The organism is Paenibacillus sp. BIC5C1 (assembly GCF_032399705.1).
GTDB classification, from domain to species: domain Bacteria; phylum Bacillota; class Bacilli; order Paenibacillales; family Paenibacillaceae; genus Paenibacillus; species Paenibacillus taichungensis_A.
The window spans coordinates 6,423,750-6,449,916 of the sequence record NZ_CP135922.1 but is presented as its reverse complement, the minus strand read 5'-3'; the positions used below and the strand labels follow the sequence as shown (position 1 = coordinate 6,449,916).

The window sequence follows — 26,167 nt, the reverse complement described above, 5'->3', positions numbered from 1 at the left end:
ACGAATGTTCCTTGCAGTATGTATGATAATCATGAGTACTCAGGCTAGTTAGGGCGAGCAAGCTGAGTAGGATGAGTCCAAAATAATCTATTTCAGGCTCCGCCCTTAAAGACGTAAACGGCTAGAAGGATGATGGCTACAAGAGCAAACAAATAAAAGGCTCCCACAGCGATCAGAAAGATGTAACCGGTAAAAGAACCCATGCGCGCGAACAATTTCTTCATCATCACGACATCCTTTCTTACGTAACAGAGTGTAAGGAGGTTTCCTTTTATATCATATCCCAAAAAGACGACTTCCTGAACGAAGTCGTCTTTATTAATAATTAAATATTATAAAAATTGTAATGAAGGTATTTACGTAATCAGTTTCAATCCAATCGCCGCCACCAAAATCATGGCAATAAACAGCAGCCGCTTGGCCTCCTTCCGCTCACCGAACAGGAACATACCTGTTAGCGTGCTGCCCACCGTACCAATTCCAGTCCACACCGCATACGCGGTACCCATGGGAATGGAAGTCATCGCATAGGATAAAAGGGAGAAGCTGACTACGAACGATACAAGCATGAGCACGATATACGGCCAGCCCTTCCGGGAAGAAGCACCATTAATGCCGATGACGCCAAAAATTTCACATATGCCTGCACCCACAATTGCCATCCAAGCCATTATGCTTCACCTCCTTTTGCCGATTGTTGATCCGTGACCAGTTTCAGTCCGACCACACCACATAGCAAAAGACCGATTAGCAAAACTTTGGCGAGTGAGAATGCTTCACCAAATAGCAGCATTTCGGTCAGTACCGTACCTGCTGTACCAATCCCCGTAAATACGGCATATACCGTACCCACAGGCAATCTTTTGGAAGCGGCGATAATTAATCCAAAGCTGAGGATGATGGCTAGGGCCGTCAAAGCCCACTCCCACACATTGGAGGCGTGTTTCAGCCCACTAACCCATACAATCTCAATGAGTCCCCCGATAAATACATATAACCAGTTGCGGTTCATGATGATGAATCTCCTTTCAGCACAACGGGCTGTGCCTCTTGTTTCAGATGATGAATGCCATGCCAGTAGACTGGCCAGGAAGCTTCAATCCGTCTTCGGTATCGACGTGAACTTCCATAAATAATCTCAACCGTGATGCCATCGAGAAAAGTCATATAAGTAATCGCAGCTTGTTCTGCTGGAACAGCCTGTAGTTCCCCCTTGCGCGTCGCCCTTTGCAGCAGTCGTGTCAGTGACCGTTCCATACCGTCCAGAAACGGATAAACTAGATCCATCACTTCGCTATATAGCGAAAGTGGCGGGAAGTAACACATACGCAACATAAAGCGGGCAGAGGCATTACAGTTATACTCCTGCTCAAACCATATCAGCAAACCCTTCAACCTTTGTTCCAGTGGCAGATCGGCGTGATCGCGAAAATATTCCAGCGTTCGACGCTGAACATCCTTAAACGCATGCGCAAGGGTTTGCAAAAACAGGTCATCCTTGCCGCTAAAATGTGCATATATGGACGGTTTTTTAATCCCGACTTCGTCAGCGATAGCTCTTAAGGAAGCTCCTTCATATCCATCTCTTGCAAAATGGAACAAGGCTGCATCTCGAATCGAATGTGCTGTCATCATTATCACCTTCCTAACGGTCGTTAGGTAACCTATATTTTCACATTTTACATTCCCTGTCAAGGCACAAAAAACGCCTGCACGTTAGTGTACAGGCGGGTTTATGCTTGAGATTTCATCTTCAATTAGAAGGTCGTTAATCCCAAAATCAGCTGCAGCTTATATACGATTTCTTTCAAAAATGTAGTCTTTTCTTGGAATTCATCCAGGTTCAGTGTGAACTCGGCATCTTCATTATTCCATATCCGGTCAAAATAATTCGCGACATCATGAGTGAATGAGTTGTCTGGTGGGGCAGCAACCCAGAGGTCATTTTCCAGATTATAATCATTCATGTTTCTGGGGGTGAAGTTGGTCGATCCTCCAAGAACGATATGATCCCCGGTGGCTTTGGCGATGTACATCATCTTGGTATGATATTGTTCCTTGGTTGTGTTATACCAGCGAATTTGGATTTTGCCATCCGATTTATCATGTAACTCGGCAGCTACAGGACGATTGGGAATGCCAGTTTTCTCCTGACCAAAAGCATTTTCGTTCGGGTCGAGTACAAGCCTAATCTCGGTTCCCCGTTTCGAGGCTTCGAGCAGGGCGTCCAATACTTTGGGGGAAGCGATGTAGAACATGCCCATCCACAAGGTGTCACCTTTTGACGATTGATTGATCTCATGGAGCACTGCCTCATTCACTTTGCCCTCGGTTAGATAACGAATTCGCAAATCGCCCTTATTCGGATCTGTGGAGGGAGCTGTATAGGAAGGAAGTTTTCCCCCGCCTGAGAAATTCAGCACAGCCTGTTCCGACTCAAGGATATCTCCGATGATCGGTCCGGTTATTTCAAAAGCGATGTTTGAATGGTAGGCACTGGCATCATGAATGTTGCCTGAGGACACAATAGCCGTCTTCTCACTGACCACCACTTTACGATGATTTGCTTTTACATTGAGCAACTTAAGGTAGGAACGTACTGTGACATCCGGTCCGTCGGTTGCCATCAGGTTCGGAATCCATCCCTTCCCGGATTGACCAAACCATTGAAAGAAGGTTCGCCAGACCGCGGAGTACACGGGAGTGGAATCGCGTAAAGGGTCCACATCTGTAATGACCACGTGAATCCCGGCCTGTCTCATCTGTTCCAGTAACGGGTTGGGTGCAGAGTTGTAGTTGGTGTTCACTTCATCGGTAATGAACCAGATATCCATATCCGGTTTCTGAAGCTTTTTGGCAACCAGTGTTTCTGTGAACTCTGTGCTTATGGGTGGGAATTGCTGACCTTTGTGCTGGTAGTTATTGAATAAGAACATATCAACGACGACGAACTGTTCCGCGTCTTCAACGATCTGTTGCATGCGCTGGAAGATCTGCTGTTCATGCTCCATCTGTCCGTCAGCAGAGGGATAAGTCAGATCATGCAGAAATTGCACCTGATCCACACGGTATTCAGGACTTTCATAGGAAACGCCGCCTGGTAAAGGTTTATAGGTCTGGTAGAGCATGACGGCGATGAGCCATAGGACCAGTAATACGAGACATGTTCGTATGTATGGAAATTTGCCGCGTGAAGACTTGCGGTCTGATGTCTGGCGGCGATAAGAAAACAACAATAACTCCCCTTTCTGAACTTGCTGACTTCTATTACCACCCGGATGACAACATTGACGCAGTGCAAAACCAATTCGATCGATTCAATCGACATGCATATGAGCGTTGTGTATAATGAGTGTATTATTTTTGTGGAATGTTCGGATTTTCATATACCTGACAAGGACGGGATAAGGATTCGTTTAACCTATGAAAGTCCGGCTATTTCAGGAAAGAAAGTAGGTAATAAGGTGTATTCCATCAAACAAGTCGCTGCCATGCTGGGTATTCCGACGGTAACGCTCCGGGCTTGGGAGAATCGGTACAGTGCGGTCACCCCTGAGCGGACGGAATCGGGTTATCGCTTGTACACGGAAGAGAATGTTGCAGATCTGCGCTGGTTAAAAGAGCAGGTGGAGCAGCACCAGACCAATATTTCGGAAGCAGTACGCATGCTGAAGGTGAACAAAACCAGATCACAGGAAGCTGCTGCAGTGCCTACGTCATTTACCCCACCAGTACCCACGATGGAAGAAGCATATGTACGTATAGCCGATCAGATCTACGACTCGTTATACAACTTTCAGGGCGAACGGGCCAATGGTTTGATTGATTTTGGCTTCACCATGTACGGATATGATTCCATGTTTTATCATGTGCTGGTGCCTATTCTCGTTCGTGTTGGGGATGCGTGGGAGCAGGGTAGGGCCTCGGTCGCTCAAGAGCATTTTATGACTCAATTGATCTCACAGCGCTTTTATCAGTTTTTCCATCTGTTCCCGATCTATCCGCATCTGCCCAAAGTTCTAGCCTTGTGCCCGGAAGGGGAGCATCATCAGGTAGGTTTATTGTTGTTCTCCCTGTTTATGCGTAAAAATGGTGCTGAAGTGCTCTATCTCGGAGCCGACACACCCGAAGAAGGAATTTATCCAATTATCCGGGAGCAGAAAATTCGGTTAGTTTGTCTTTCGGTTACCAGTTCAGAACTGCTTGAACGGTGTGATCAACTCATAGGACGAATTTTGGACGAGTTCCCTGATATGCGCTTTGTACTTGGAGGGAAGGGCTATGAGCGTGCAGAGAACGCACGTTACCCGCAGTGGATTATGCCCGGAAATTCAGCGGATTGGCAATCGTGGATGGAACGTGAGTATTTTGTTGAACCATCGCCTGGGCGAAGATAACTGATTCGTGTCTTTTTGAAAATGTATTTTTAAAATAACATGTATAGCTTTAGGTATACAGGACATCCTTTGACGCAAGAGCGCGAAGGGTGTTTTTTTTGCTTTCTAAAATATCTTAATAGAGAATTTGACCAGCGGGTCATTTTTTGATTTAATAGGTCGTATAATATTTGTACTACATTTGTATAATGTTTTTGCGTTTACCCGCTTGAACAGTTCAAGGCCGGTTTAATAATAGGTTAGAGACTATAGTACTAGAGATAGTTCTTAACATAGGAAAGGTGAGTGGCATGATACCGAATCAGCAGCGTAAACGTGCAGCAGTCATTGGTGCAGGTCCGGGTGGACTTGCAGCAGCGATGTTATTGTCCGGCCAGGGGTACGAAGTAGATGTATATGAGAAACAGCCAGTCATCGGGGGACGTTCTTCCAGACTGGAGCTGGGCGAATATCGGTTCGACCGGGGTGCAACGTTTTTGATGATGCCGCAGTTGATTGAAGAGATGTTTGATGTTGTGGGACGCCAATTATCCGACTATGTGGAGATGAAAGAGCTGACTCCGCTGTATGCCCTAAATTTTGGCGACAAGGTGTTTACACCTTCCCGTAACCGTGAAGATACAGCCGCACAGATCAAGGAGCTTTTCCCCGGCAACGAGGACAATTACCTTCGATTCATGCAGGAAGAGGAAGTGAAGTTTGGCAAAGTTATGCCTTTGCTGCGCAGGCCTTTCGGCAAGCTGGCAGATTATTTGCGAAGAGATGCCATGACAGCTCTGCCAAAACTCGATATTAACAATACGGTCTATGGCATTCTGTCCCGCTATTTCACGGATGAGCGCTTGCGCTGGGCATTCACGTTTCAATCCAAATACCTTGGCATGTCTGCATGGGATTGCCCGGGTACGTTTACGATTCTGTCGTTCATTGAGCACAACTATGGTTTGTTTCATCCTACTGGCGGTGTCAATCGCGTATTTCAAGCCATGGCTGATGTCGTTGAAGAATATGGAGGACGAATACATACATCCTGTCCGGTCAAACAGGTCATTGTTCGCAATGGTCGTGCAGAAGGCGTATTGCTAGAAAATGGCGAACGCATTGAAGCAGATCATGTCGTTGTTAATGCGGACTTTGCGCATGCCGTGAACCATCTGTTTGAACCAGGCGTACTTAAGAAATATACACCGGAGAAAATGAAGCGTAAAAAATTCTCTTGCTCCACAGCCATGCTGTATCTGGGTGTGGACGGTGAAGTGGATTTACCGCATCATTCCATCTATTTTCCCGAGGACTATCGACTGAACGTCGACGAAATTACGAAGCATAAAGTGCTGTCTGCGGATCCGTCCCTCTATATTCATAACCCTTCCAGACTCGATTCGACGCTCGCACCGGAAGGGAAATCTGCATTATATGTTCTCATGCCTACGCCGAACCTTACCGGAGACATCGATTGGGAGGTCGAACGGGAGAATGTGCGGGAGGCCATGATGAAGCGGTTGGAATCGATTCCTGAGTTGTCAGACATCCGCAGTCGTATTGAAGAATCCATGATGTTTACACCGCTGGATTGGCAAAATGAACTCGACGTGTACCGCGGAGCAACATTTAATATGGCTCATAATCTTGGGCAGATGATGTATCTGCGGCCGCATAACCAGTTTGAAGAGTTGAAAAGGGTGTGGCTGGTGGGTGGCGGAACGCATCCGGGCAGTGGATTGCCAACCATCTTTGAATCAGCTCGAATCAGCGTGAAACTGATCCAGGAAGAGGATGCTCGCAAGCGCTCGAAACCATCCTCGTATGTGAAAACGGCGGAAGCAGGAGGCCATTCATGAAACGGGCAGCCATCGTAGGTGCAGGTATTGGCGGACTGACTTCAGCGTTGCTGCTGAATCGACAGGGTTGGGATGTAACCGTATATGAACGGGGTTCCAGAGTTGGTGGTCGTATCGGCTACGAACAGGAAGGGGACTATCGGATCGATCAAGGCCCGACCATCGTACTTCTGCCTGAGATGCTGCTTGGCATTTTGGAGGAAGCGGGGGTGGATCGTTCGAAGATTGAGCTGCTGCGTTGTGATCCATTGTACAGGGTGCATTATAGCAGTGGTCGTGTGATGACCAAGATGACGGCACGTGAACAGCAGGCCGAAGAGATTGAACGTCTCTTCCCTGGAGAAAGTCAGGGATTTTCGAAATTTATGAAAGATATGGACACGCTCTTTCCGGCGGGACGGGCTGCTTTTCTGGAACGGGCTTTTCCGCGAAAAAGGGACTTCTTCACTCCGTCTCTGATGTCCTTGATGGGCCGATTACGCGCGCACAAAAGTGTACGGAAGGCTGTAGGCGATTATTTTCAGCATGAGGAACTATTGGATGCATATTCGCTGCAAAGTCTCTATATTGGAGGATCTCCTTTCGGTACGCCGGGTATTTATTCCCTGCTTCCTTATGCAGAACATGAATACGGTATCTGGATGGTGAAAGGTGGCTATGCGGCATTACCTGCCATATTGGAACAGGAACTGATATCACGTGGTGGTCGCATCGTTTTAAACACCGAAGTGACGGGACTGAATATTAAAAATGGTGTATGCGAAGGTATAGAAACCCCCGCAGGCGCAGAAAATGTGGATGCAGTTATCTACAATGGAGATTTCCCCCATCTGTCGGGTCTGCTTGGTCAGACGCCTAATGCTTCACGAAAGCGAAAGGCATATCGCCCCTCATCGGGATGTGTGTTGATTTATGCGGGTGTAGACAAAACGTGGGATGATGCAACAACGCATCAGTTTTTCCTGCCTCCAAGTCTGGACGGTAGTTTGCGGGAAGTGTTCGATCAGCGCCGCATTCCGGCGAAGTCCTCTTTTTATGTATTCAATCCGGCCGCATTGGATGAGACGGCAGCTCCGCCAGGCCAGAGTGTGTTGTACTTCCTCATTCCTGTGCCGGATGCCGATGGTGTCGACTGGCCTCGGGAGAGCGAGGCGCTGGCAGAGCGTGTACTGGAAGAAGCGGAACAACGCGCATTTCCGGGACTCCGTGAAGCGATCAAGTGGCAAAAATTACGTACTCCCGCCGACGCTGAGTGTGACGGTCTGTATGGCGGCGGCAGCTTTGGCATCGCACCTGTGCTGTTTCAATCAGGTGTATATCGTCCGCAACCGAAGCCGTTTCCGGCAATCCGGGGACTGTATGCGGCTGGAGCTTCTGTACATCCGGGAGGCGGGGTTCCGATTGTGATGCAGAGTGCGCGGATGGCAGTGAATTTACTGACGAAGGAGATGGAAACATGAATGAAGCGATTTTGAACAAGTGTGAGGAATTAATGCAAAAGGGCTCGTCATCTTTTTATCAAGCCTTCCGAGGTCTGCCCAGCCCACGGCGCGAGGCCGTGTATGTTATCTATGCCTTTTGCCGCATGATCGATGACAGTGTGGATGAGCCGGAGCAATCGCCTTATACGATTCATGACATCCGCAATCTGTTCAATCAACTGGAAGAAGCGGAAGGACATTTTATCTGGCCGGCATTACGATGGCTGTTTATAAGCTTCCCTCATTTGGACAAGGGGCCTTTCTTCCGTCAAATGGACGGACAATTAACCGATCTTAAAGTCACGCATTATACAACGATGGAGGAACTGGAGCAGTATTGTTATCTGGTTGCCGGAACCGTAGGCGAGATGCTGTTGCCTGTATTGCGGGATGATGACGGTACAGACGTTGCGATGAATGGCATTGCACTGGGCAAAGGTATGCAGATCGTCAATATTATCCGTGATGTGGGCGAAGACCGGGCAAGAGCCCGCCGCTATGTTCCGCTGGAGTTGATGGAGAAGCATGGATATTCCGAACAGGATTGGGCCAATGGTGTTGTTGACGAAAGGTTTATGGCCATTATTCATGAATTAAAAGCAGCTGCGCTGGGCTGGTTCCGTATCGGTATGGACCGTCTGGATACGTACCCAACCGAAAGTGCATTTGCGATTGAGCTGGCAGCAGCCTTTTATTCGACTATTCTGCATGCGGTCGAGCGCAACGACTATGATGTGTATACGAAGCGTGCATTTGTTAGTGATGAACTGAAACTGGAGATGCTGGGTGCCATTGTGAAACGTTATCCAATGTTGGCTTACCAAGCCTCCCGCACGGCGGTATCCTGATGGTTCAGGGCCTGTACTGGGCGTGGTATATTATCGGAGCGGTACTGATGCTGACGATCGGTGTTCCGGATGTACTTTCCTTCTCCAACGGATTGTTTCTAATCTTCTATGCACTGTATGTGCTGGATCTGATATATCAAGGACGGAAACGGACAGGGTTGTCCGACCAGTCAGTCATCTGGATGAAACCTGAACTCTGGCTGGTTTCCTTTATTATATGGCTGGGCGGCATGGGGGTAGAATGGGTCGGCGTGCATACACACTGGCCCTTTGGCGAGTATTCGTATTCGGACTTCTTCGGAATCCACCTGTTCAGTGTACCTGTTACATTAGGCTTTGCCTGGATTGCCGTGGTCGGTAACTCGGCTCTGCTCAGTGGCGGTGGTTCGACCTGGACCGGCAAGCTGATCCGGGCGTTTAAGACTGGATTTTGGGCCATCGTGCTCGATCTGGTGCTGGACCCGGTTGCGCATGCCAGAGGATTCTGGCAATGGCAAGCTCCGGGCGGATTCTACGGTGTGCCCTGGACCAATTACATAAGCTGGTTTGTGATGGGAGCGTTCCTCTCTTTGTTCCTTCCGGCAATGCCTTCAGATCGAAGCTCATTGCTGCGTGCGAAATGGTTGTATCAGCTGTTTATTCTTTTGTTTGGGTTGTTAGCTCTCAAAGAAGGAATTACGGGCAGCTTCATCATTGCTATTGTAGGTGTGCTTCTTACTGAGGGGAGCTGGCTATATGATTCACGCCGTAAAATCAAAACCGTTTAACCGGATTTTTTCCTTATACAATCATTATTATTTGCTGCGGAGACGTTTTCGCTCGTTTACATTATCAGGTTCATTGGACCCGCTGCTACCGAATACGGGTTCACCCATGGAACCGGATCAACCGGTCATCTATTTCATGAACCACAGCTCCTGGTGGGATGGTCTACTGCTCTATCATGCATCACAGCAGACTTCCCGAGGCGATCATTATGTCATGATGGAAGAAGAGCAGCTGCGACAATATGCCTTTTTCCGTAAACTTGGCGCGTATTCAATCAACAAGGAGAATGCATCCAGCATACGAACCTCCTTGCAATATACAACTGAGCTGCTTCACTCCGGCAAAAGGGTCTGGATCTTTCCCCAAGGGGAAATTCTGCATCAGGATGCCAGGCCAATCGAGTTTCGTCCAGGCATTGGTTTATTGCTTCGCCGCTCCCCACGCGCCGTAGCTGTACCTGTGACTTTGTGTCATGGCATGGTGCAGCATGATTTGCCGGAAATATCGATGCAGGTGGGTGCGCCTGTGATACAAGATTGGAAGACAAGGAAGAGCGAAGAGATTGCGACCAGTTTGAGCAGGGTGCTGGAGCAGCAGTTGAATGACCACAAATCAGAACTGGTACGCATTGGGCAGGGCGGTTTACCGGGCGCTTTTCCACTGATCCGTCACGTGCGTTCTACGAGTGAAAAATACGATGCGGCGCGAAAGCGGGTGAACCGTTAGCGATGAGTGCATCTGAAATAGGTTGGATCATACTGACTTGTGTATTGGGCGTACAGTTGATGTTTGCAATATGGAATGTCTCCTGTCTGCCCAAAGTGCGTTCTTTCAACACAGATAAATTGAAAGAAAAGGATATTCTGGTCTCTGTGTTGATTCCTGCCCGCAACGAGAAACTGCACATTCAAGGATGTCTGAAAAGTGTTCTTTCCAGCGATACAACCGGATTCCAGATGGAAGTACTGGTGCTGGATGATCGTTCGGAAGATGAGACCGCAGCCATAGTTCAGTCGATTGCCGATCATAATCCACGTGTGCGCTTGCTGCATGGTGTGGAGCTTCCCGCAGGTTGGATGGGGAAATCTCATGCCTGTCACCGACTGGTGCAGGAGGCCAAGGGTGAATGGTTTATGTTCGTGGATGCCGATGTGCGCTTGGAACCTGCAGCCATACGGCAGACCATTGCTGCGGGGTGTGAGCAGGGCGGCGGTCTCGTAACAGGATTCCCCTATCAGGTGACGAAGACCTGGATGGAAAAGCTCGTTGTACCCATGATGAAATTCACCATCATCAGCCATCTCCCCATTTTCATGATACGCAGATCATCTAATCCGATGTTTGTAGCCGCTACAGGGGCGTTTTTGCTCATTCACCGTTCCAGTTATAAGGCCTCGGGTGGACATGCTGCAATCCAGGCTGATCTAGTCGATGACATGAGTCTGGCGAAGGCGGTTAAGCGTGCGGGACATCCCGTTATGTTGGCCGATGTTCATGATGTGACGAATACACGAATGTACCAGAATGGTGCAGAAGTGTGGAATGGGTATAAGAAAAATATGTACGAAGGCATGGGGCGCAAAGATGTGCTGCTGTTAGGCACGATGCTGATGTATACACTGATGTATATTGTGCCTCCACTCGGTCTGGTTATCGGTTTGTTGACGGGCAATGCTACGTCCATCATCTATGGTCTTACGGGAACCGTGCTCGGAATGGCAGTCAAAAGGGTATCGGATCACGCTGGAGGACAGCCCTGGTGGCTTGCTTTCCTGCAGCCGATTAGTATGGCCTGTGTCATTGCGATCGGCATAGCTTCTTGGCAGGCAGGTCGTTCCGGCAAGGGGTATGTATGGAAAGGTAGGCGGTACAGTTGAAGGGTAAAGTCATTATTATCGGTGCAGGATTTGGAGGGCTATCGTGTGCCATTCGGCTAGCTTCACAGGGCGTACGGGTCACCATTCTGGAGCGGCAGGAGCGGGTCGGTGGAAAGCTGCAGCAGATCGAGCAAGATGGATATCATTTTGACCGGGGGCCAAGTACGATCACGATGCCCGCAAGCTTCCGTTCGGTCTTCGATCACGCAGGTGTGGAGATGGAAGATTACGTGCAGCTATATGAGCTGGAACCACGTACACGTAATAGTTTTGCAGATGGTACCGTGGTCGATTTGTCGGGCAATCGAGAGAGGATGAAGGAGCAGATTGCTGCCTACAGCCCGGAGGATGCGGCCCGTTATGATGCATTTATGGATGAGTCTTCTGCGCTGTATGCGGAAGCCAATCGTCATTTTCTGGGAAAGCTGCTGTTGTCGCCCAAGGATAAATATAATCTTCGAATGCTGCGCAGTCTGCTGCGGGTAAGGCCTACAGTGAAGTTGGATAAGCTGCTGCGTTCTTATTTCCATCACCCTCATACCCTCGCGATGTTCGGTCGGTACGCGACCTATGTTGGATCATCCCCATATCAGGCGCCTTCAATCTTTGCCATGATGGGTCATGTGGAAGCAGAAGAGGGCATATATGGCGTCAAGGGTGGAACCTATCAACTAATAGAAGCAATGACACGGCTTGCACAGGAAAAAGGGGTGCAGATCGTTACCGGCATCGAAGTCCGGCAAATTGTTATCAGACATGGTAAAGTGGCAGGTGTGGATACGGATCAGGGCTTCCGGGAAGCCGATCAGGTCGTTGCGAATGGAGATGTGCTGAGCATCAATCGGCTACTGCTCGCGCCAGAATATCGCAAACAGATGAGCGATGAGCGAATTCGCAAGTATGAGCCGTCGATTTCGGGATTCGTGACACTGGCTGGTGTGCGGAGACAGTATGAATCCCTGCTGCACCATACCGTCTTTTTCCCAGAATGGTATGAACCGGAGTTTGACCATATTTTCCGTGAACGAAAAATGCCTGCCGATCCCACGATCTACATCTGTTATTCCGGTTATTCGGAAGCGGGTATGGCTCCAGCGGGAGCCAGCAATCTGTTCATTCTGGTGAATGCTCCGTATTTGTCGGACTCCTGGCATTGGGATGAGCAGATGGACCGATACGGTGAATTGGTGTTGGATAAGCTGGCCGAGCGGGGCATTACGGGATTGAAGCAGTCGGATGTGCTGATCCGGTACACACCTCAACATATAGAACGGGATACACTCGCCCATCAAGGGTCGATCTACGGCATCTCGTCCAACTCCGTGAAGCAGACCTTCATGCGTCCCGGCAACAAAAGCAAGGATGTACAAGGGCTGTGGTACGTGGGTGGAACGACGCATCCGGGAGGCGGAACACCGATTGTGACATTGTCCGGGCAACTTGTTGGAGCGCAGCTTGCATCGGAAATCGTAACGTAAGTTATAGAAGAAATTCATCTAACAGAATGACTAGCCCAACCTCCAAATCTCTGTGTACCAAATATAAAATAGACCTCGAAATTCAAGTAATTGTTGGGTTTCGGGGCACCCTTTCCATTGCTGGGCCGGAACGTTATACTGGTAGAGTTGACGCGTTGAGTGTGAATATCATTTATAATATAGATCCAAATCATACAGTTTGTACGTTACATAATAAGAATTAATATTTCTGAGAATCTCTCTGCTGCATCGGGCAAATTCCTGAACGGAACTTAACCGGAACTGGCAACTTATCCTGTCCATCAGCACTATTCTCACATAAGGAGGTCTCATCATGAATGAACAAGAGCGAGCCGGTGAACGGCTGCTTCCCGAGGTGGCTACGGGGGAACGGAAGCTGGAGCATGTGCGCCTCTGTCTTGAAGAGAATGTTGCAGGAGAAGGGGTAACCAGCGGAATGGAGCGGTATGCTTTTCGTCATAACCCGTTACCTGAATTGAATTTTGAAGAGGTACGTCTGGAGACTTCGTTTATTGGAAAAAAGGTGCGCACACCCCTGCTCATCAGTTCGATGACGGGTGGAAGCAAAACGACGGGCGCCATCAATGAGCGGCTAGCCCGTGTGGCGAACGCCCGAGGCTGGGCACTCGGCGTAGGATCGATCCGGGCTGCCGTGGAACAGCCCGAGCTGGCAACGACCTTTGATGTGCGGCGCTGGGCACCGGATATTCCGGTCATTGCGAACCTTGGCGCGGTTCAGCTGAATTACGGCTTCAACACTGCTGATTTCCAGCGGGCCGTTGAGATTGCTGGGGCAGATATGCTGGTGCTGCATTTGAACAGCTTGCAAGAGATTTTCCAGCCCGAAGGAAATACGAATTTTAGCGGACTACTTCATCGGATCGAGGAGCTGTGCCGTCTATTGGATGTGCCTGTTGGCGTGAAAGAAGTGGGTTTTGGTATTGATGGAGTAACAGCACAGCGAATGTACGAAGCAGGTGTGGCTTTTATCGATGTGGCTGGAGCAGGCGGCACGAGCTGGGTGCAGGTCGAGAAGTTCCGGAATTCGAATCCGGTACGTCGTGCAGCAGCAGAAGCTTTTGCAGACTGGGGCATTCCGACAGCGGAGTGTATTCAGGAAGTCAGAGCGGTAAATCCTGCGGGTGCCTTGATTGGCAGCGGTGGACTGTACACAGGCGTTGATGCGGCCAAAGCCCTTGCGCTCGGTGCAGATCTCGCTGGATTTGGACGATCTCTGCTCGAATCCGCAGTTGCTTCCGATGATGCGCTGAATGAGCGGTTGGAGCAGGTTGAATTCGAGCTGCGTACGGTCATGTTTGGCATTGGCGCAGGCCGGATTGCGGATTTGAAGCAGACGCCACGTCTGGTGGAGCGGCGATAAATTTGAATTTGTATATGTGAGCTGAGCTAACGAACCGGATGCACCTTATTATGTGAATTTGCTTGGGATGAATAGGCTAACGAACCGTAGACATGCTATTCCTGTAAAACGTATGGTGGGACATGCGAAATGAAGGAATAAAGCGTCTGTGGTTCGTTACCCCGCTGAATCTGTGCAATTAGGATCTAATAGCACGTGTGTGATTCGTTACAAGTTGATAGCTATAACGTATTAGAGGCACCCCATCAGGTCTTGGCGTATTGGGGAGCCTCTTTTTTTTGTTTGACGAGAGAGAGAAGGGCTACATACATTCTTCTTTCACAGTTATCTTTTCGTTGGTTACCGTCACATAGGAGTTGCCAGACAAGTATTCGGTATAACCGCAAACCGTCTTGTTATAGGTTTCACCACGGCTGTCCGTAAACTCCAGATAGATGGATCCTTCTCCGGAGAGTCGCAGCTGTGGAGCGAACTTCACTTGTTCACCCCTGGGTACACCTTTCTTGAAGGTGTATATCTTACCCTCATTGTTTGTCTTGGACGAGTCAATGCCGCTACTCACGCGTGCTGTGATATTTGAAAGATCATAGTCGGACTGATTATAAATCGTAATCCTTAAATGTCTAAAGGGTTCCAACGCCTGGTAACCCATAGAAATAACTAATCCAATGAAGAGAATCAGTGCAGATAGGATGATTATTTTCCTTTTTGAAAAGGGACGACGCGTATTCACAAGTAGTCTGCTCCTTTCTTTCATATACATATAAACAGAGTGAGGTAACCAAAAGTTGTATATTACTTGGCTGGAATTGCACCATGCAGACCATGGTATAAAAAGATACAATACTATAGAGTGCAAAAAGATCATACATAGAACACTCGAACTAGGAGGGAAACCAATGGAACTGATCCCAATGAATCAAGAAGAATATGCAAGTTTCCGTGTTTGCTCGATTAAAGATTTTGCAGAAGAGAAAGTGGAGGCGGGTACTTGGGCTGCGGAAGAGGCGCAGGGACTTGCGGAGGCATCCTACGACAAATATTTGCCTGAAGGGCTGAATACACCGGGTGCTTACCTCTATAATCTGGTACATGCCGTGGACGGGAATGTGGGTTATATCTGGTTTAACATTACGGATAACCGCCGTGGCAAAGACGCTTTTTTGCTGGATATTGTGGTCGAAGAAGCCTATCGGGGCAAGGGTTATGGTACAGAGACGATGGAGGCACTTGAAAGGGAAGCCTTGAGTCTTGGCGTAGATCGCATTGGTCTGCATGTGTTTGGACATAATGTGCGGGCAAGCAGCCTGTATCGCAAGATGGGGTATGAGGTAACCGATCTAACCATGTACAAGGAAATCAAAGGGTAAACCTAAACACGGATAATCTAAGTCAAACGTATGATCTACGGAAAACGAATCATCCGCAGTAACCGGGGATTTCGGGAAGTGGATAGTACTCTGGTCGAATTGGCGAAGTTCCTTGATGCCTTGGGGTTTGTCATATATAATGTATAGGATTATCCATACCGAACAAGTAATCAATGAGGAGTTGTCATATACATGGCTTTGAAAGCTGGAATCGTGGGCCTGCCTAACGTTGGTAAATCCACACTGTTTAACGCAATTACACAAGCTGGTGCCGAATCGGCAAACTATCCGTTCTGTACGATTGACCCGAACGTGGGGATCGTTGAAGTACCGGATGAGCGTTTGGACAAATTGACAGAACTCGTTGTACCGAAAAAAACGGTACCAACGGCGTTTGAATTTGTAGATATTGCAGGTCTTGTTCGCGGTGCGAGCAAAGGCGAAGGTCTTGGTAACAAGTTCCTTGCCCACATTCGTGAAGTAGACGCAATTGTACACGTGGTACGCTGCTTTGTAGACGAGAACATCACACACGTCGATGGCAAAATTGATCCGGTAAGCGACATCCAAACGATTAATCTGGAGTTGATCCTGGCCGACATCGAGAGTGTCGAGAAAAAAATCGATCGCTCCAAGAAAAACATGAAGGGCGGCAACAAGTCAGCTGCTCAGGAAGTGGAAGTACTGGAGAAAGTGAAGGCAGTTCTGTACGAAGACAAGCCAGCACGCAGCATGGAGCTTACAGATGAAGAGCGTCTGATCGTGCGCGATCTGCACTTGCTTACCCTGAAGCCTGTTTTGTACGCAGCCAATGTAGCTGAGGACGAAATCGGTGATGTGGCGAACAATGCTTATGTGCAAAAAGTAAGAGAATTCGCAGCTGCTGAAAATGCAGAAGTGGTACCGATCAGTGCCAAGGTTGAAGAAGAGATCTCGGAGCTTGAAGGCGAAGATAAACAAATGTTCCTGGAAGAGCTTGGTATCGAGGATTCCGGTCTGAACCTGTTGATCAAAGCTGCTTACAAATTGCTGGGTCTGTACACGTACTTCACAGCAGGCGTACAGGAAGTTCGTGCGTGGACAATCCGTAAGGGTACCAAAGCACCTGGCGCAGCGGGTGTCATTCACACCGACTTCGAGCGCGGATTCATCCGTGCAGAGGTTGTTTCCTACGACGATCTGGTTGCTGCCGGCTCCATGAACGGTGCGAAAGAACGTGGACAACTTCGTCTTGAAGGTAAAGAGTACGTTGTCAACGACGGCGATGTTATGCACTTCCGCTTCAACGTTTAATATCGACAATCCAGATAAGAAAACATACTTGAATATATGAGTATAGCAGCTCTGTCGTCTTCTTTTGAAGATGGCAGGGCTTTTTACATATCGCAGAATATTCTTCAAAAAGCTTAAGGTATCCAACTATAAAATTGTCTGTATCTCCTGTACATCCTACTGGATTGTTTACTCGCTCTGGATATAATAAAAGGAAGAAGACTCATGGGAGGTGGCAAGTTGGAGAAACAGTCGAAGTACGTTCGATATAATCAAACGCTTGTGCAAACAGCTCGTTTGCCTGAGGATACGGAGGAACTATTATTGAGATTCGGCTTGCCACAGTTCCGCCTGAATGATGAGGATTTGTTCGGTATACATTTTAAACCTCTGACAGAACAAGGCCTAATACGGACTCTGGATGATCGGAAAACGTTACTTCCTATTGGCTATGAGTATGAGGAGACGTCAGCTATATTGGGACTCGAGACGGATGTGGGTACGCTCTACAGGGTGGATGTGCAAACGGGACAGTACAGCCTGATTAACTCCAATCTGAGCCTATTTATCGAGTTTCTGCAAAGGTGTGCTGCATTTATTAATGAGAATTCGGAGAGCTGCGAGCCAACTATGATGACGCTCGAGCAAGCACAGGCGAAGCTGGCTGCTTTTCGGCGGGGTGAGATTATGCCTCCACAACAATCTTCTTCTCAATCCGCGAGGGAACAAGTGCTAAAGCAGCTCCGTTTCTCGTTTGCGGAAAAGGACCCAATGAGTGTCTTGAATGAGGAGGCGTGGTGGAGTGTTGTGCTTGAGCAGCTGGAGGATGAGCTCTTATAGTCCTTTGCCAATTAATTTGGTTGCTTAGAATAAGTAAATCAAAATTTGGATGCAGGATCCGCAAACAGTTGCTATTCAGAAACATAAGAATATGCTATAATTAAGAGTCGTATACCTATGTTGAATTTCACGCTCGGCTTAATGAGTTGAAGCGGGTTGATACCGGGTACGCGATTTCTTTTATATAACTTAAAAGTAAAGGATTTGATGACGTTGTAGCGATGTTATACGTCGATCATAAAATGAATGTTACGGTCAGGGATTTCTGAGAACCCCGTGCCTTGTGAAATATAAATGATCTGATGATGCATGAATGAATGCCTATCGGAATCGAATGAATGTTGAAATGCTGGAACGAAAATAACGCGTGAGGTGACTATACATGTTTGATAAATTACAGGCGTTAGCCGACCGTTACGAGAAACTCAGCGAGCTGCTGTGTGACCCGGATGTAGCAAGTGACAACAAGAAGCTGCGGGAATATTCCAAAGAACAATCGGATCTGCAGCCTACCTATGAAGCGTACAATGAGTACAAACAAGTAAGCCAGGATCTCGAAGCTGCCAAAGAAATGCAGGGCGAGAAGCTGGATGACGAGATGCGTGAAATGGTCAAAATGGAAATTGATGAACTGAGCACTCGCCAGAAAGAACTGGACGATCTGATTCGTGTTCTCATGCTGCCCAAAGACCCGAATGATGATAAAAACGTCATCGTTGAAATTCGCGGAGCAGCTGGTGGGGATGAAGCGGCGCTGTTTGCAGCGGATCTCTATCGGATGTATACACGTTATGCTGATACCCAAGGCTGGCGCGTCGAACTGATGGACGTTAACACCAATGATCTGGGCGGATTCAAAGAGGTTGTATTCCTCATTAATGGACGCGGCGCTTACAGCAAAATGAAATACGAAAGTGGCGCACACCGTGTGCAACGTATTCCTACAACGGAATCGGGCGGCCGAATTCATACGTCTACTTCCACAGTAGCAGTTATGCCTGAAGCCGAAGATTTCGATATCGAAATCCATGATAAAGATATCCGTGTAGATACGTTCTGTTCCAGTGGTGCCGGTGGACAATCGGTTAATACCACGAAATCGGCTGTACGGGTAACTCACGTTCCAACGGGAATTGTGGCTACTTGTCAGGATGGTAAATCCCAGAACTCGAATAAGGAAAAAGCACTACAGGTTCTGCGTACGCGTATCTTCGATATGATGCGTCAGGAAGAAGAAGCGAAAATTTCGAGTGAACGGAAGAGCAAAGTGGGTACAGGCGACCGCAGTGAGCGGATTCGTACTTATAATTTCCCACAAAGCCGTGTTACGGATCACCGGATCGGTTTGACGATGCACAAGCTGGATCAAATCATGAATGGTGAGATTGCTGATATCGTGTCTGCGCTGACGATTGCCGAGCAGACGGATATGATGGATAGAGGAGAATAATGCTGTGACCCGCGCGCAGTTTGTCATGACGCCGGAACAGAGTTGTCGGGAAGCCTTCGTGGAGGCTTCCTCTTTTTTGGAGAAGTGCGGCGTGTACGAGCCGCACAACAATGCCCGGCTGCTGCTGGAACATGTACTCGGCCGCGAAGGGGCCGCGTACTATATGATGCAGCCGGAGCCCTTTCCCAGCGAGCTTCGCAGCCGCTGGGAAGACGCCGTCACGCGCAAGGCTGCGGGTGAGCCGGCGCAGTACATTATCGGCAGCCAGGAATTCTATGGGCTGCCGTTCGAGGTCACGCCGGCCGTACTGATTCCGCGGCCGGAGACCGAGCTGCTGGTCGAGGCTGTGCTGCGCGAAGCCGACCGCGTGTTTCCCGGCGGCGCTCCGCTCGCCGTCGACATTGGCACGGGCAGCGGCGCCATCGCAGTGACGATGGCTTCGCAGCGCCCGCACTGGCAGGTAGGCGCCGGAGATATCTCGGCGGCTGCCCTGCAAGTGGCCGCGCGGAACGCGGCCGCGAACGGGGTACAGATCGACTTCCGTGAAGGCGATCTATTGGCCCCGTTCGCTGGGGCGCGGGTGGACATCCTGGTGTCCAACCCGCCTTACATCCCGGCGGCAGATATCGCCGGGTTGCAGCCTGAGGTGCGCGATCATGAGCCGCGCACGGCACTGGACGGCGGCCCGGATGGGCTTGGGCCGTACCGCATCATGCTGGAGCAGCTGGCGCTGCTGCCTGCACCGCCGCAGATCATCGGTTTTGAGCTGGGGCAGGGACAGGCCGGGGACATCGCAGCTCTGCTTGAATCAGCCGGATATTGGCCGGAAATTATCGTCGTGCCGGACCTTGCAGGCATTGAACGGCATGTACTGGGTGTTCGTACTTCGGAACAGGTGACGAAAATGTAAGGTTCTGCGGGTTTTCTTTTTGCCGTGAAATCCTCTACAATGAGATATACCGAAGACTGCTGAATGCTTGGAGGAACATAACTACATGCTGCATAAATTCAAAAAAATAGACTATTCGATTGTTTTTATATTGCTCATTCTGATGGTCATCAGTATCTTGTCGATCTACAGTACTACCTTCGGCAGACCGAAATGGGAAGCCTTCCCCAAAAGAGCCGTAATATTTTACATTATAGGTTTTATCGTTTTTTTCGGGATGTCCATGATCAACTACAAAGTGATTATTAAAAATTATCTATACATCTACGCGGTAGGCATGATTTTGCTTATCCTGGTCATGTTTATCGGTCAGGAGTACTACGGGGCTCAAGGATGGTTATCCATATTTGGCCTGAGCTTGCAGCCTGCCGAGCTGTTCAAACTATGTCTGATTGTCTTCCTGTCAGCGCTTCTGGCCAGGAAGAAAAACAGGCCGTTGTTTTTTGGACGAGATGTCATCCCGATCTCACTCTGTGTGCTTCCCCCGTTGCTGCTAGTCTTGCTTCAAAATGACTTGGGGAATGCGTTGAGTTATGTCGTTATCCTGGTAGGGCTTCTCTGGATAGGCAATATCAAATTTACGCATGCCCTGATCGGTTTTGTCATAGCGGTGGCCGCTTTGATCGGTGGGACACAAGCCTACATTCATTATCATGATGAAATTGTAAAATTTCTGAAGGACATTGGTCGCTCTCACTGGGCAGATCGTTTCGACCCCTGGCTTGTGCCGGATCAGACGTCAAGGGACGTGCTCTGGCAGACCTACAATGCCAAGTTGGCTATAGGTTCTGGAGGGATTAGCGGTAAAGGATACATGGAAGGTACCACGATTCAGTCGAATCGGGTGCCGCTGGCCTACGCGGACTCGATCTTTGTGCAGATTGGTGAAGAATTTGGTTTTGTTGGGGCATCGGTGCTGCTGCTGCTCTACTTTATCTTGATTCACAGGCTGGTGCTGATTGCACTGGAATGTAAGGACAGGGCAGGGCCATATCTGATTGTCGGTATTATAGCGATGCTGCTCTACCAGATCTTTGTCAACATTGGTCCGTTCATTGGTCTCATGCCGCTGACAGGCATTACACTGCCGTTTATCAGTTTCGGGGGAACCTCGCTTGTTCTCAACATGCTTAGTATGGGACTTGTGATGAGTATCAAAGTGCATACAGAAGAGAACGAGGATATTCTCGGTTCAGCAGAACAGCCAAGCATTACGGAACTGGTATTGAAACTATTTAGACGCAAATCAACACAGCAGGAGCAATAGTTTTGACCCTAGGACAGTCTCTTTGCAAGTGAATACGATATAAGCCAACCCTGAAATCAACAGATCGGAGCAAGATGATCTGTGGGTTTCAGGTTTTTTTTGTTGTTTTGTTTGGCGGATTTCCAATTTGTCTTCCAATTCTATACAATGGTAATATTAAAGACTGCTGGAAATAATTATTGGGTTATTGAGCCTCAGGAGGATTCGTAGGAACATGCTGAGAATGCTGAAGAAGATGGACGGGGTTATTCTGTTTGTGTTGCTGCTGCTTATGGTCATGAGTGTATTTACGGTGTACAGTGCGATTCAGTCCGATCCGAAATTGGGCAATCATCATATCAAAACCTTGCAGTTTTACGGGATTGGATTCGTAGCCCTCATTGGTATTGGATTGGTTAATTATAAACTGTATATTCAATATGCGTTTTATATTTACGGGTTCGGGATTGTCCTGTTGATTCTTGTTAATTTTATAGGGGGCACGATCAATAATGCGAATGGCTGGATAAAGATTAATGATTATCTTTCTTTTCAACCGGCAGAATTGTTTAAAATGATCTTGATTCTGTTTCTGGCGCATGTATTGGTCAAAAGAAAAAATTCTACGCTTCATTTCTGGAAAGACATCGTGCCCATTGGTTTATGGACGTTTGTTCCCTTTGCACTCGTAATGATTCAGAATGACCTGGGCAACGCCCTCGGATACATCGTGATTCTGGTCGCTGTGTTATGGATAGGGAATATCAAGTGGTCTCATGCATTAATTGCGCTTGTTATTGTGGGGATCACCTTTTTTGGATTCGTCAAAGCATATACGTCGTATCACGATGAGATTTTCACCTTTCTGGAAAAGGCGAACCGGGAGCACTGGGCCGAGCGGATTGACCCCTGGCTTGTACCGGATAAAGCAACGTCGAAGGCCTCCTGGCATACAAAAAATGCGGGTCTTGCCATAGGCTCGGGAGGTATAACAGGCAAAGGTTACATGCAAGGCACATCCGTTCAATCGGGGCGTGTACCGTATACATATTCGGATTCCATTTTTGTGGTTATTGCCGAGGAGTTTGGTTTTGTAGGCGGTTCTGTGCTGCTCTTGCTGTATTTTATCCTCATTCATCGCATGGTGTTAATCGCTTTACACTGTAGAGACCGGGCAGGACCTGTTGTGATTGTGGGTATTATCGGCATGCTGTTATATCAGGTGTTTGAAAATATTGGCGCTTTCCTCGGGCTGATGCCGCTTACGGGCATTACGCTGCCGTTTATCAGCTATGGAGGCACCTCGTTGCTCATTAATATGGCATGTATCGGGCTGGTGATGAGCATTAAATTGTATGGTCAGGAAGACGAGGATGAGCTTCTTATGGGAGAACAACGACCTACCTTGCTGGAACGTTTATGGAGTATGGTCAAAAAGGAAAAGACAACAGCGTAATCTTAAACTTTGGTATGATTCAACTCTGTCGGGGACATGCATCTTCCCATTCAGAAGGGTGTTGAAGTAGGTTATGGAGCAGTAGATGATTTGTGTGCTAGTCTGATCTTTGCCTGCAGCAGTCAGGTGAAGATCTTTTTTTGTTTTAAGGGTATGTACATGTTCAACTTCAGAAGAATTACAAATTTAATTTTTATTGACAAATATTTCAATTCTGTATTATCCTAATTTTAACTAGATTATATCAGTAACTTACCCGCCTACTTACACTCTACACGTTAGACATTAATCAATACTTTGAAATTGTGGGTTATATACCTACTCCTCATCCATACACCCAGTCATGCCAATGATGAAAGTAACCGTAATTCGCTGGTGTACTCTTCCCTAGATTATCAAAATTGTTCAGCTTCCAAGATCCTCTGATATCCCATTGTCCTTCAGCTCAACGTACTATGATCCTTTTTGAGTTATCCTACTTTTTTCTGCGAATCTATTTATTCCATCCATGAATTTCAGCGGCCCAGATTCCTTTCCCTATAAATGAAATCGATTACATTTTATTGTAAACGCTTCCTTAAATTCGAGTTTAATTGAAACAGAAAGGGTGAAAAGGCGATGTGGATTAACAAACATAGTCTTTCAGCGGCATTAACGAGACAAGCAGTAGGGAGTACAGGGCGTGATCCTCCTGCTAACCAAAATGTGAGGCTGCTGCTGAATTCCAAAATTAAAACCCCAAAGGAGAGTTATGTGATGAACCTAAATCGAGTTGGTACGATCCCTTCATTTGTAAAGGTGTTCATGCTCTTGTTTTTATCTTTTGCACTAACCGTTTCAACTTTTGCCATCGGACCAGCGAAACAAGCTGACGCAGCTCCTCTTCCAAAGAAAATTATTGCTTATGTGGCTGGTTGGGCCAACTGGACCGCGAATGATATCAAGGCAGAACAGCTCTCTCATATCAATTATTCCTTCGCTCTCATATCCAACGGCAAAGCAACAATTACAAACTCAGATCGTACCAAACTGCAACTGATGGTTGGACTGAAATCCAGAAACCCAGACCTGAAGGTGTTATTGTCTGTTGGTGGTTGGGGAGCTAACGGTTTTTCAGACGCTGCGCTAACGGACGCCTCACGCACAACATTTGCGGACAGCATTGTGCAGTTGGTAACCTCCAATAATCTGGATGGCGTTGATCTGGATTGGGAATATCCAACCAACCCTGCCGCCGGTACAACTGCACGGCCGCAGGATAAACAAAACTTCACACAACTGCTCTCGAAGGTTCGTGAGAAGTTGAATGCTCAAGGACAGATTAATGGCAAACAATATCTGCTGACCATTGCTGCCGGAGCGAGCAGCAGTTATCTGAACGGTGTGGAAATCAATAATATCACGCCTCTGCTCGATTGGATCAATCTGATGACTTACGATTTTCATGGAACCTGGGATGCAACAACAGGTCATCATACGAATCTGTCCGGAAGAGATATTAGTGTAACGTCTGCGGTTAATCTGTTCAAAAATAGCGGTGTTCCCGCGAACAAGCTGGTCATTGGCGGAGCCTTTTATGGCCGGGCCTGGACTGGTGTTCAGAATTCGAACAATGGTCTGGACAGGCCTGGTTCCGGTGGTTTTGAACCCGACTACAACACTATTGTCAGCCAATATTTGAATAAAAACGGATATACACGGTACTGGGACAGCAGTGCCCAAGCTCCTTATCTGTTTAATGGGAATACCTTTATCTCCTATGATGACCCACAATCGCTCAGCCTGAAGGTGCAATATGTGAAAAACAGCAATCTGGGTGGCATCATGTTCTGGGAGTACAGCAATGACCGCTCAGGGGCGCTGCTTCAGGCCGTATATTCAGAGGTTATGGGTGGGGGCACGGTGCAGCCTCCGAATCCAAGTGGGTACAACTATCTGGTTGCTCAAGCCAATCAGCAAATCGTCTCTGCCGAGAATCAAGGCAATGACCAGCTTGTCGCCAATCGGACGACGGCAGGAGACTGGGAGCTTTTTGAATGGATCACGAACGCCGATGGGACGGTATCCCTCAAGTCCAAAATCAATAATAAATATGTCACGGCAGATGTTAATCTGGGTGGTGCCTTGATCGCAAAAGCCACAACTATTCAGCAATGGGAGAAGTTCAATCGTGTAGATTTGGGTGATGGAACAATCGCGTTGCAGGCTCTCGCCAATAACCTGTATGTGACCTGTGATCTGAATAACGGCGGTAAGCTTGTAGCGAGCCGCAATTCGGTTGGCGGGGCTTGGGAAGCTTTCCGGGTGAATAAATAACCGAGAAGCCGAGAAGCAAGGGCGTTTATGCAGCATGCTAATTGGAACAATAATGGTAGGTTAGCGTTTTAGATTTATCAAGGAAGTGCCAGCCGACAAGTGTTCCATAGGCAGGCGCTTCTTTGCTTTTCGTCAGTTTCATGAAAGGGATAATAGTCCTTTCGTTTGAAGTATTACCCGCCTATTAAAATTTTAGTAGATTTGTAATCTAGCAGGTTTACTTCTGTCTCTTCCGGGCATACTGATAGACATGAGAGAGTTACAGGGATCATGATCACGGGAGCCGAGGGGGAGAACGGAATGAGCAGAAAAATCGTGAAACAAATTGGACTTATAATTGTATGTCTTATGATGATTATTATGATGTGGGAAGGTCAGAAAACGGATGCAGCTGTGGCGGCCACAGCGATTCCGGAACAATCCATTCGCTTGCGTATTCTCGCGAACTCGGATGCAGCAGGAGATCAGTTGGTCAAACGCGAGATTCGTGACGCCGTCGTTGCCCAAATGAATGAGTGGGTAACCGAACTGGAGAATCCGCAAAGTCTGGATGAAGCGCGTGGGGTCATTCGTCAGCATCTATCTGAAATCGAGGACCGTGTAGGAGAAGAGCTTGCCAATCGTGGGTTAACCTATTCATATCAGGTGGAACTTGGAGTGGTTCCGTTTCCAACCAAATTATATGGCGGTACCGTATATCCTGCTGGAGATTATGAAGCAGTGCGGATAACACTGGGGAAAGGTGAAGGGCAAAACTGGTGGTGTGTGTTGTTTCCACCATTATGTTTCATTGATGCAGGAACAGGTGACGCACTGGCGAAGCCTTCAACAGCAACAGCGTCAGCAGCTGCTGAGCCTGGCGACGAACAAGCATCTGTGCAGGCAGCTACACCGGAAGCACGTTTCTTCCTGTGGGATATGGCGGTCAAATTATGGGATTGGGTATCGGGATTGTTTGCATAATATGGTGCTAGATATAAGCTTTATCAGGGGACTTCGATTCACGGAAGTGCCCTTTTGTTTTATTATGGGTTCGAGTCAAAAACTATGTGATGTTAATCGCTGGTAAGATTCAGACCGCATCCTTGGGCAGAGCAGATATGTTATAATTACAGGAATCAGAAAACATAAGCGAAGAAAGCATCTCGGAAGCGGGATGACTTGCATTAACTACCT

At 48.0% G+C, this 26,167-nt stretch carries 24 protein-coding genes; 18 read left to right on the top strand and 6 right to left on the bottom strand.

What is annotated here, in order from left to right; genetic code table 11:
* Positions 1-92 precede the first annotated feature (92 nt).
* From RS891_RS28995 to RS891_RS28975, 5 genes are all read right to left on the bottom strand, one after another.
* On the bottom strand, positions 93-227 hold the full coding sequence (locus RS891_RS28995) for a hypothetical protein (protein WP_315793836.1): 135 nt from the start codon (positions 225-227) through the stop codon (positions 93-95).
* 129 nt (positions 228-356) lie between these two features.
* A complete protein-coding gene (locus RS891_RS28990) occupies positions 357-671 on the bottom strand; it encodes a DMT family transporter (RefSeq protein ID WP_113052926.1) in 315 nt (104 codons plus the stop codon).
* Positions 671-1,012: a DMT family transporter gene (locus RS891_RS28985; RefSeq protein ID WP_024632750.1), complete on the bottom strand. Its 342-nt coding sequence runs from the start codon at positions 1,010-1,012 to the stop codon at positions 671-673. Before RS891_RS28985 ends, RS891_RS28990 begins: the two co-directional genes overlap by 1 nt.
* A complete protein-coding gene (locus RS891_RS28980; protein WP_113052925.1) occupies positions 1,009-1,632 on the bottom strand; it encodes a TetR/AcrR family transcriptional regulator in 624 nt (207 codons plus the stop codon). The genes RS891_RS28985 and RS891_RS28980 overlap by 4 nt, the downstream gene beginning before the upstream one ends.
* Positions 1,633-1,757: 125 nt before the next feature.
* On the bottom strand, positions 1,758-3,233 hold the full coding sequence (locus tag RS891_RS28975) for a phospholipase D family protein (RefSeq protein WP_315793835.1): 1,476 nt from the start codon (positions 3,231-3,233) through the stop codon (positions 1,758-1,760).
* Between the two features lie 231 nt (positions 3,234-3,464).
* Between RS891_RS28975 and RS891_RS28970 the strand changes: the two genes are divergently transcribed.
* The 9 genes from RS891_RS28970 (at position 3,465) to fni (ending at position 14,092) form a co-directional block, all read left to right on the top strand.
* A complete protein-coding gene (locus RS891_RS28970) occupies positions 3,465-4,397 on the top strand; it encodes a MerR family transcriptional regulator (RefSeq protein WP_113053330.1) in 933 nt (310 codons plus the stop codon).
* Between the two features lie 290 nt (positions 4,398-4,687).
* Positions 4,688-6,238 (top strand): phytoene desaturase family protein, encoded by a 1,551-nt coding sequence (locus RS891_RS28965; protein WP_315793834.1) that lies wholly within the window; start codon positions 4,688-4,690, stop codon positions 6,236-6,238.
* On the top strand, positions 6,235-7,698 hold the full coding sequence (locus tag RS891_RS28960; RefSeq protein WP_315793833.1) for a phytoene desaturase family protein: 1,464 nt from the start codon (positions 6,235-6,237) through the stop codon (positions 7,696-7,698). The genes RS891_RS28965 and RS891_RS28960 overlap by 4 nt, the downstream gene beginning before the upstream one ends.
* Positions 7,695-8,567: a phytoene/squalene synthase family protein gene (locus RS891_RS28955; RefSeq protein ID WP_113052922.1), complete on the top strand. Its 873-nt coding sequence runs from the start codon at positions 7,695-7,697 to the stop codon at positions 8,565-8,567. Before RS891_RS28960 ends, RS891_RS28955 begins: the two co-directional genes overlap by 4 nt.
* On the top strand, positions 8,567-9,334 hold the full coding sequence (locus tag RS891_RS28950; protein ID WP_315793832.1) for a carotenoid biosynthesis protein: 768 nt from the start codon (positions 8,567-8,569) through the stop codon (positions 9,332-9,334). Before RS891_RS28955 ends, RS891_RS28950 begins: the two co-directional genes overlap by 1 nt.
* Positions 9,303-10,061, top strand: coding sequence for a lysophospholipid acyltransferase family protein (locus tag RS891_RS28945; protein ID WP_315793831.1), 759 nt, complete (start codon positions 9,303-9,305; stop codon positions 10,059-10,061). The genes RS891_RS28950 and RS891_RS28945 overlap by 32 nt, the downstream gene beginning before the upstream one ends.
* A 2-nt stretch (positions 10,062-10,063) precedes the next feature.
* Positions 10,064-11,212, top strand: coding sequence for a glycosyltransferase family 2 protein (locus RS891_RS28940; RefSeq protein ID WP_315793830.1), 1,149 nt, complete (start codon positions 10,064-10,066; stop codon positions 11,210-11,212).
* Complete coding sequence (locus tag RS891_RS28935) at positions 11,209-12,690, top strand: phytoene desaturase family protein (RefSeq protein WP_315793829.1); 1,482 nt, start codon at positions 11,209-11,211, stop codon at positions 12,688-12,690. Before RS891_RS28940 ends, RS891_RS28935 begins: the two co-directional genes overlap by 4 nt.
* Before the next feature lie 334 nt (positions 12,691-13,024).
* On the top strand, positions 13,025-14,092 hold the full coding sequence (fni, locus tag RS891_RS28930; RefSeq protein WP_315793828.1) for a type 2 isopentenyl-diphosphate Delta-isomerase: 1,068 nt from the start codon (positions 13,025-13,027) through the stop codon (positions 14,090-14,092).
* A 301-nt stretch (positions 14,093-14,393) separates the two neighbouring features.
* Here the strand turns inward: fni and RS891_RS28925 are convergent, their stop codons facing one another.
* A complete protein-coding gene (locus tag RS891_RS28925) occupies positions 14,394-14,825 on the bottom strand; it encodes a hypothetical protein (RefSeq protein WP_113052916.1) in 432 nt (143 codons plus the stop codon).
* 166 nt (positions 14,826-14,991) lie between these two features.
* Between RS891_RS28925 and RS891_RS28920 the strand changes: the two genes are divergently transcribed.
* The 9 genes from RS891_RS28920 (at position 14,992) to spoIIR (ending at position 25,954) form a co-directional block, all read left to right on the top strand.
* Entirely contained in the window at positions 14,992-15,462 is a 471-nt protein-coding gene (locus RS891_RS28920) for a GNAT family N-acetyltransferase (protein WP_315793827.1), read from the top strand.
* 192 nt (positions 15,463-15,654) lie between these two features.
* Complete coding sequence (gene ychF, locus RS891_RS28915) at positions 15,655-16,755, top strand: redox-regulated ATPase YchF (protein WP_062321666.1); 1,101 nt, start codon at positions 15,655-15,657, stop codon at positions 16,753-16,755.
* Between the two features lie 219 nt (positions 16,756-16,974).
* Positions 16,975-17,574, top strand: a complete 600-nt coding sequence (locus RS891_RS28910; protein WP_315793826.1) for an SUKH-4 family immunity protein — start codon at positions 16,975-16,977, stop codon at positions 17,572-17,574.
* 382 nt (positions 17,575-17,956) lie between these two features.
* Positions 17,957-19,024 carry a peptide chain release factor 1 gene (prfA, locus tag RS891_RS28905; protein WP_063566965.1) on the top strand — a complete coding sequence of 356 codons (1,068 nt, stop codon included), beginning with the start codon at positions 17,957-17,959 and terminating at the stop codon, positions 19,022-19,024.
* 25 nt (positions 19,025-19,049) lie between these two features.
* Positions 19,050-19,934: a peptide chain release factor N(5)-glutamine methyltransferase gene (prmC, locus tag RS891_RS28900; RefSeq protein ID WP_113053329.1), complete on the top strand. Its 885-nt coding sequence runs from the start codon at positions 19,050-19,052 to the stop codon at positions 19,932-19,934.
* An 85-nt stretch (positions 19,935-20,019) separates the two neighbouring features.
* A complete protein-coding gene (locus RS891_RS28895) occupies positions 20,020-21,240 on the top strand; it encodes an FtsW/RodA/SpoVE family cell cycle protein (protein WP_113052912.1) in 1,221 nt (406 codons plus the stop codon).
* Between the two features lie 214 nt (positions 21,241-21,454).
* On the top strand, positions 21,455-22,675 hold the full coding sequence (locus RS891_RS28890; protein WP_315793825.1) for an FtsW/RodA/SpoVE family cell cycle protein: 1,221 nt from the start codon (positions 21,455-21,457) through the stop codon (positions 22,673-22,675).
* 756 nt (positions 22,676-23,431) lie between these two features.
* Complete coding sequence (locus tag RS891_RS28885) at positions 23,432-24,991, top strand: glycosyl hydrolase family 18 protein (RefSeq protein ID WP_258530600.1); 1,560 nt, start codon at positions 23,432-23,434, stop codon at positions 24,989-24,991.
* Positions 24,992-25,291: 300 nt separating this feature from the next.
* Complete coding sequence (gene spoIIR, locus RS891_RS28880; RefSeq protein WP_113052910.1) at positions 25,292-25,954, top strand: stage II sporulation protein R; 663 nt, start codon at positions 25,292-25,294, stop codon at positions 25,952-25,954.
* Positions 25,955-26,167: the final 213 nt, after the last annotated feature.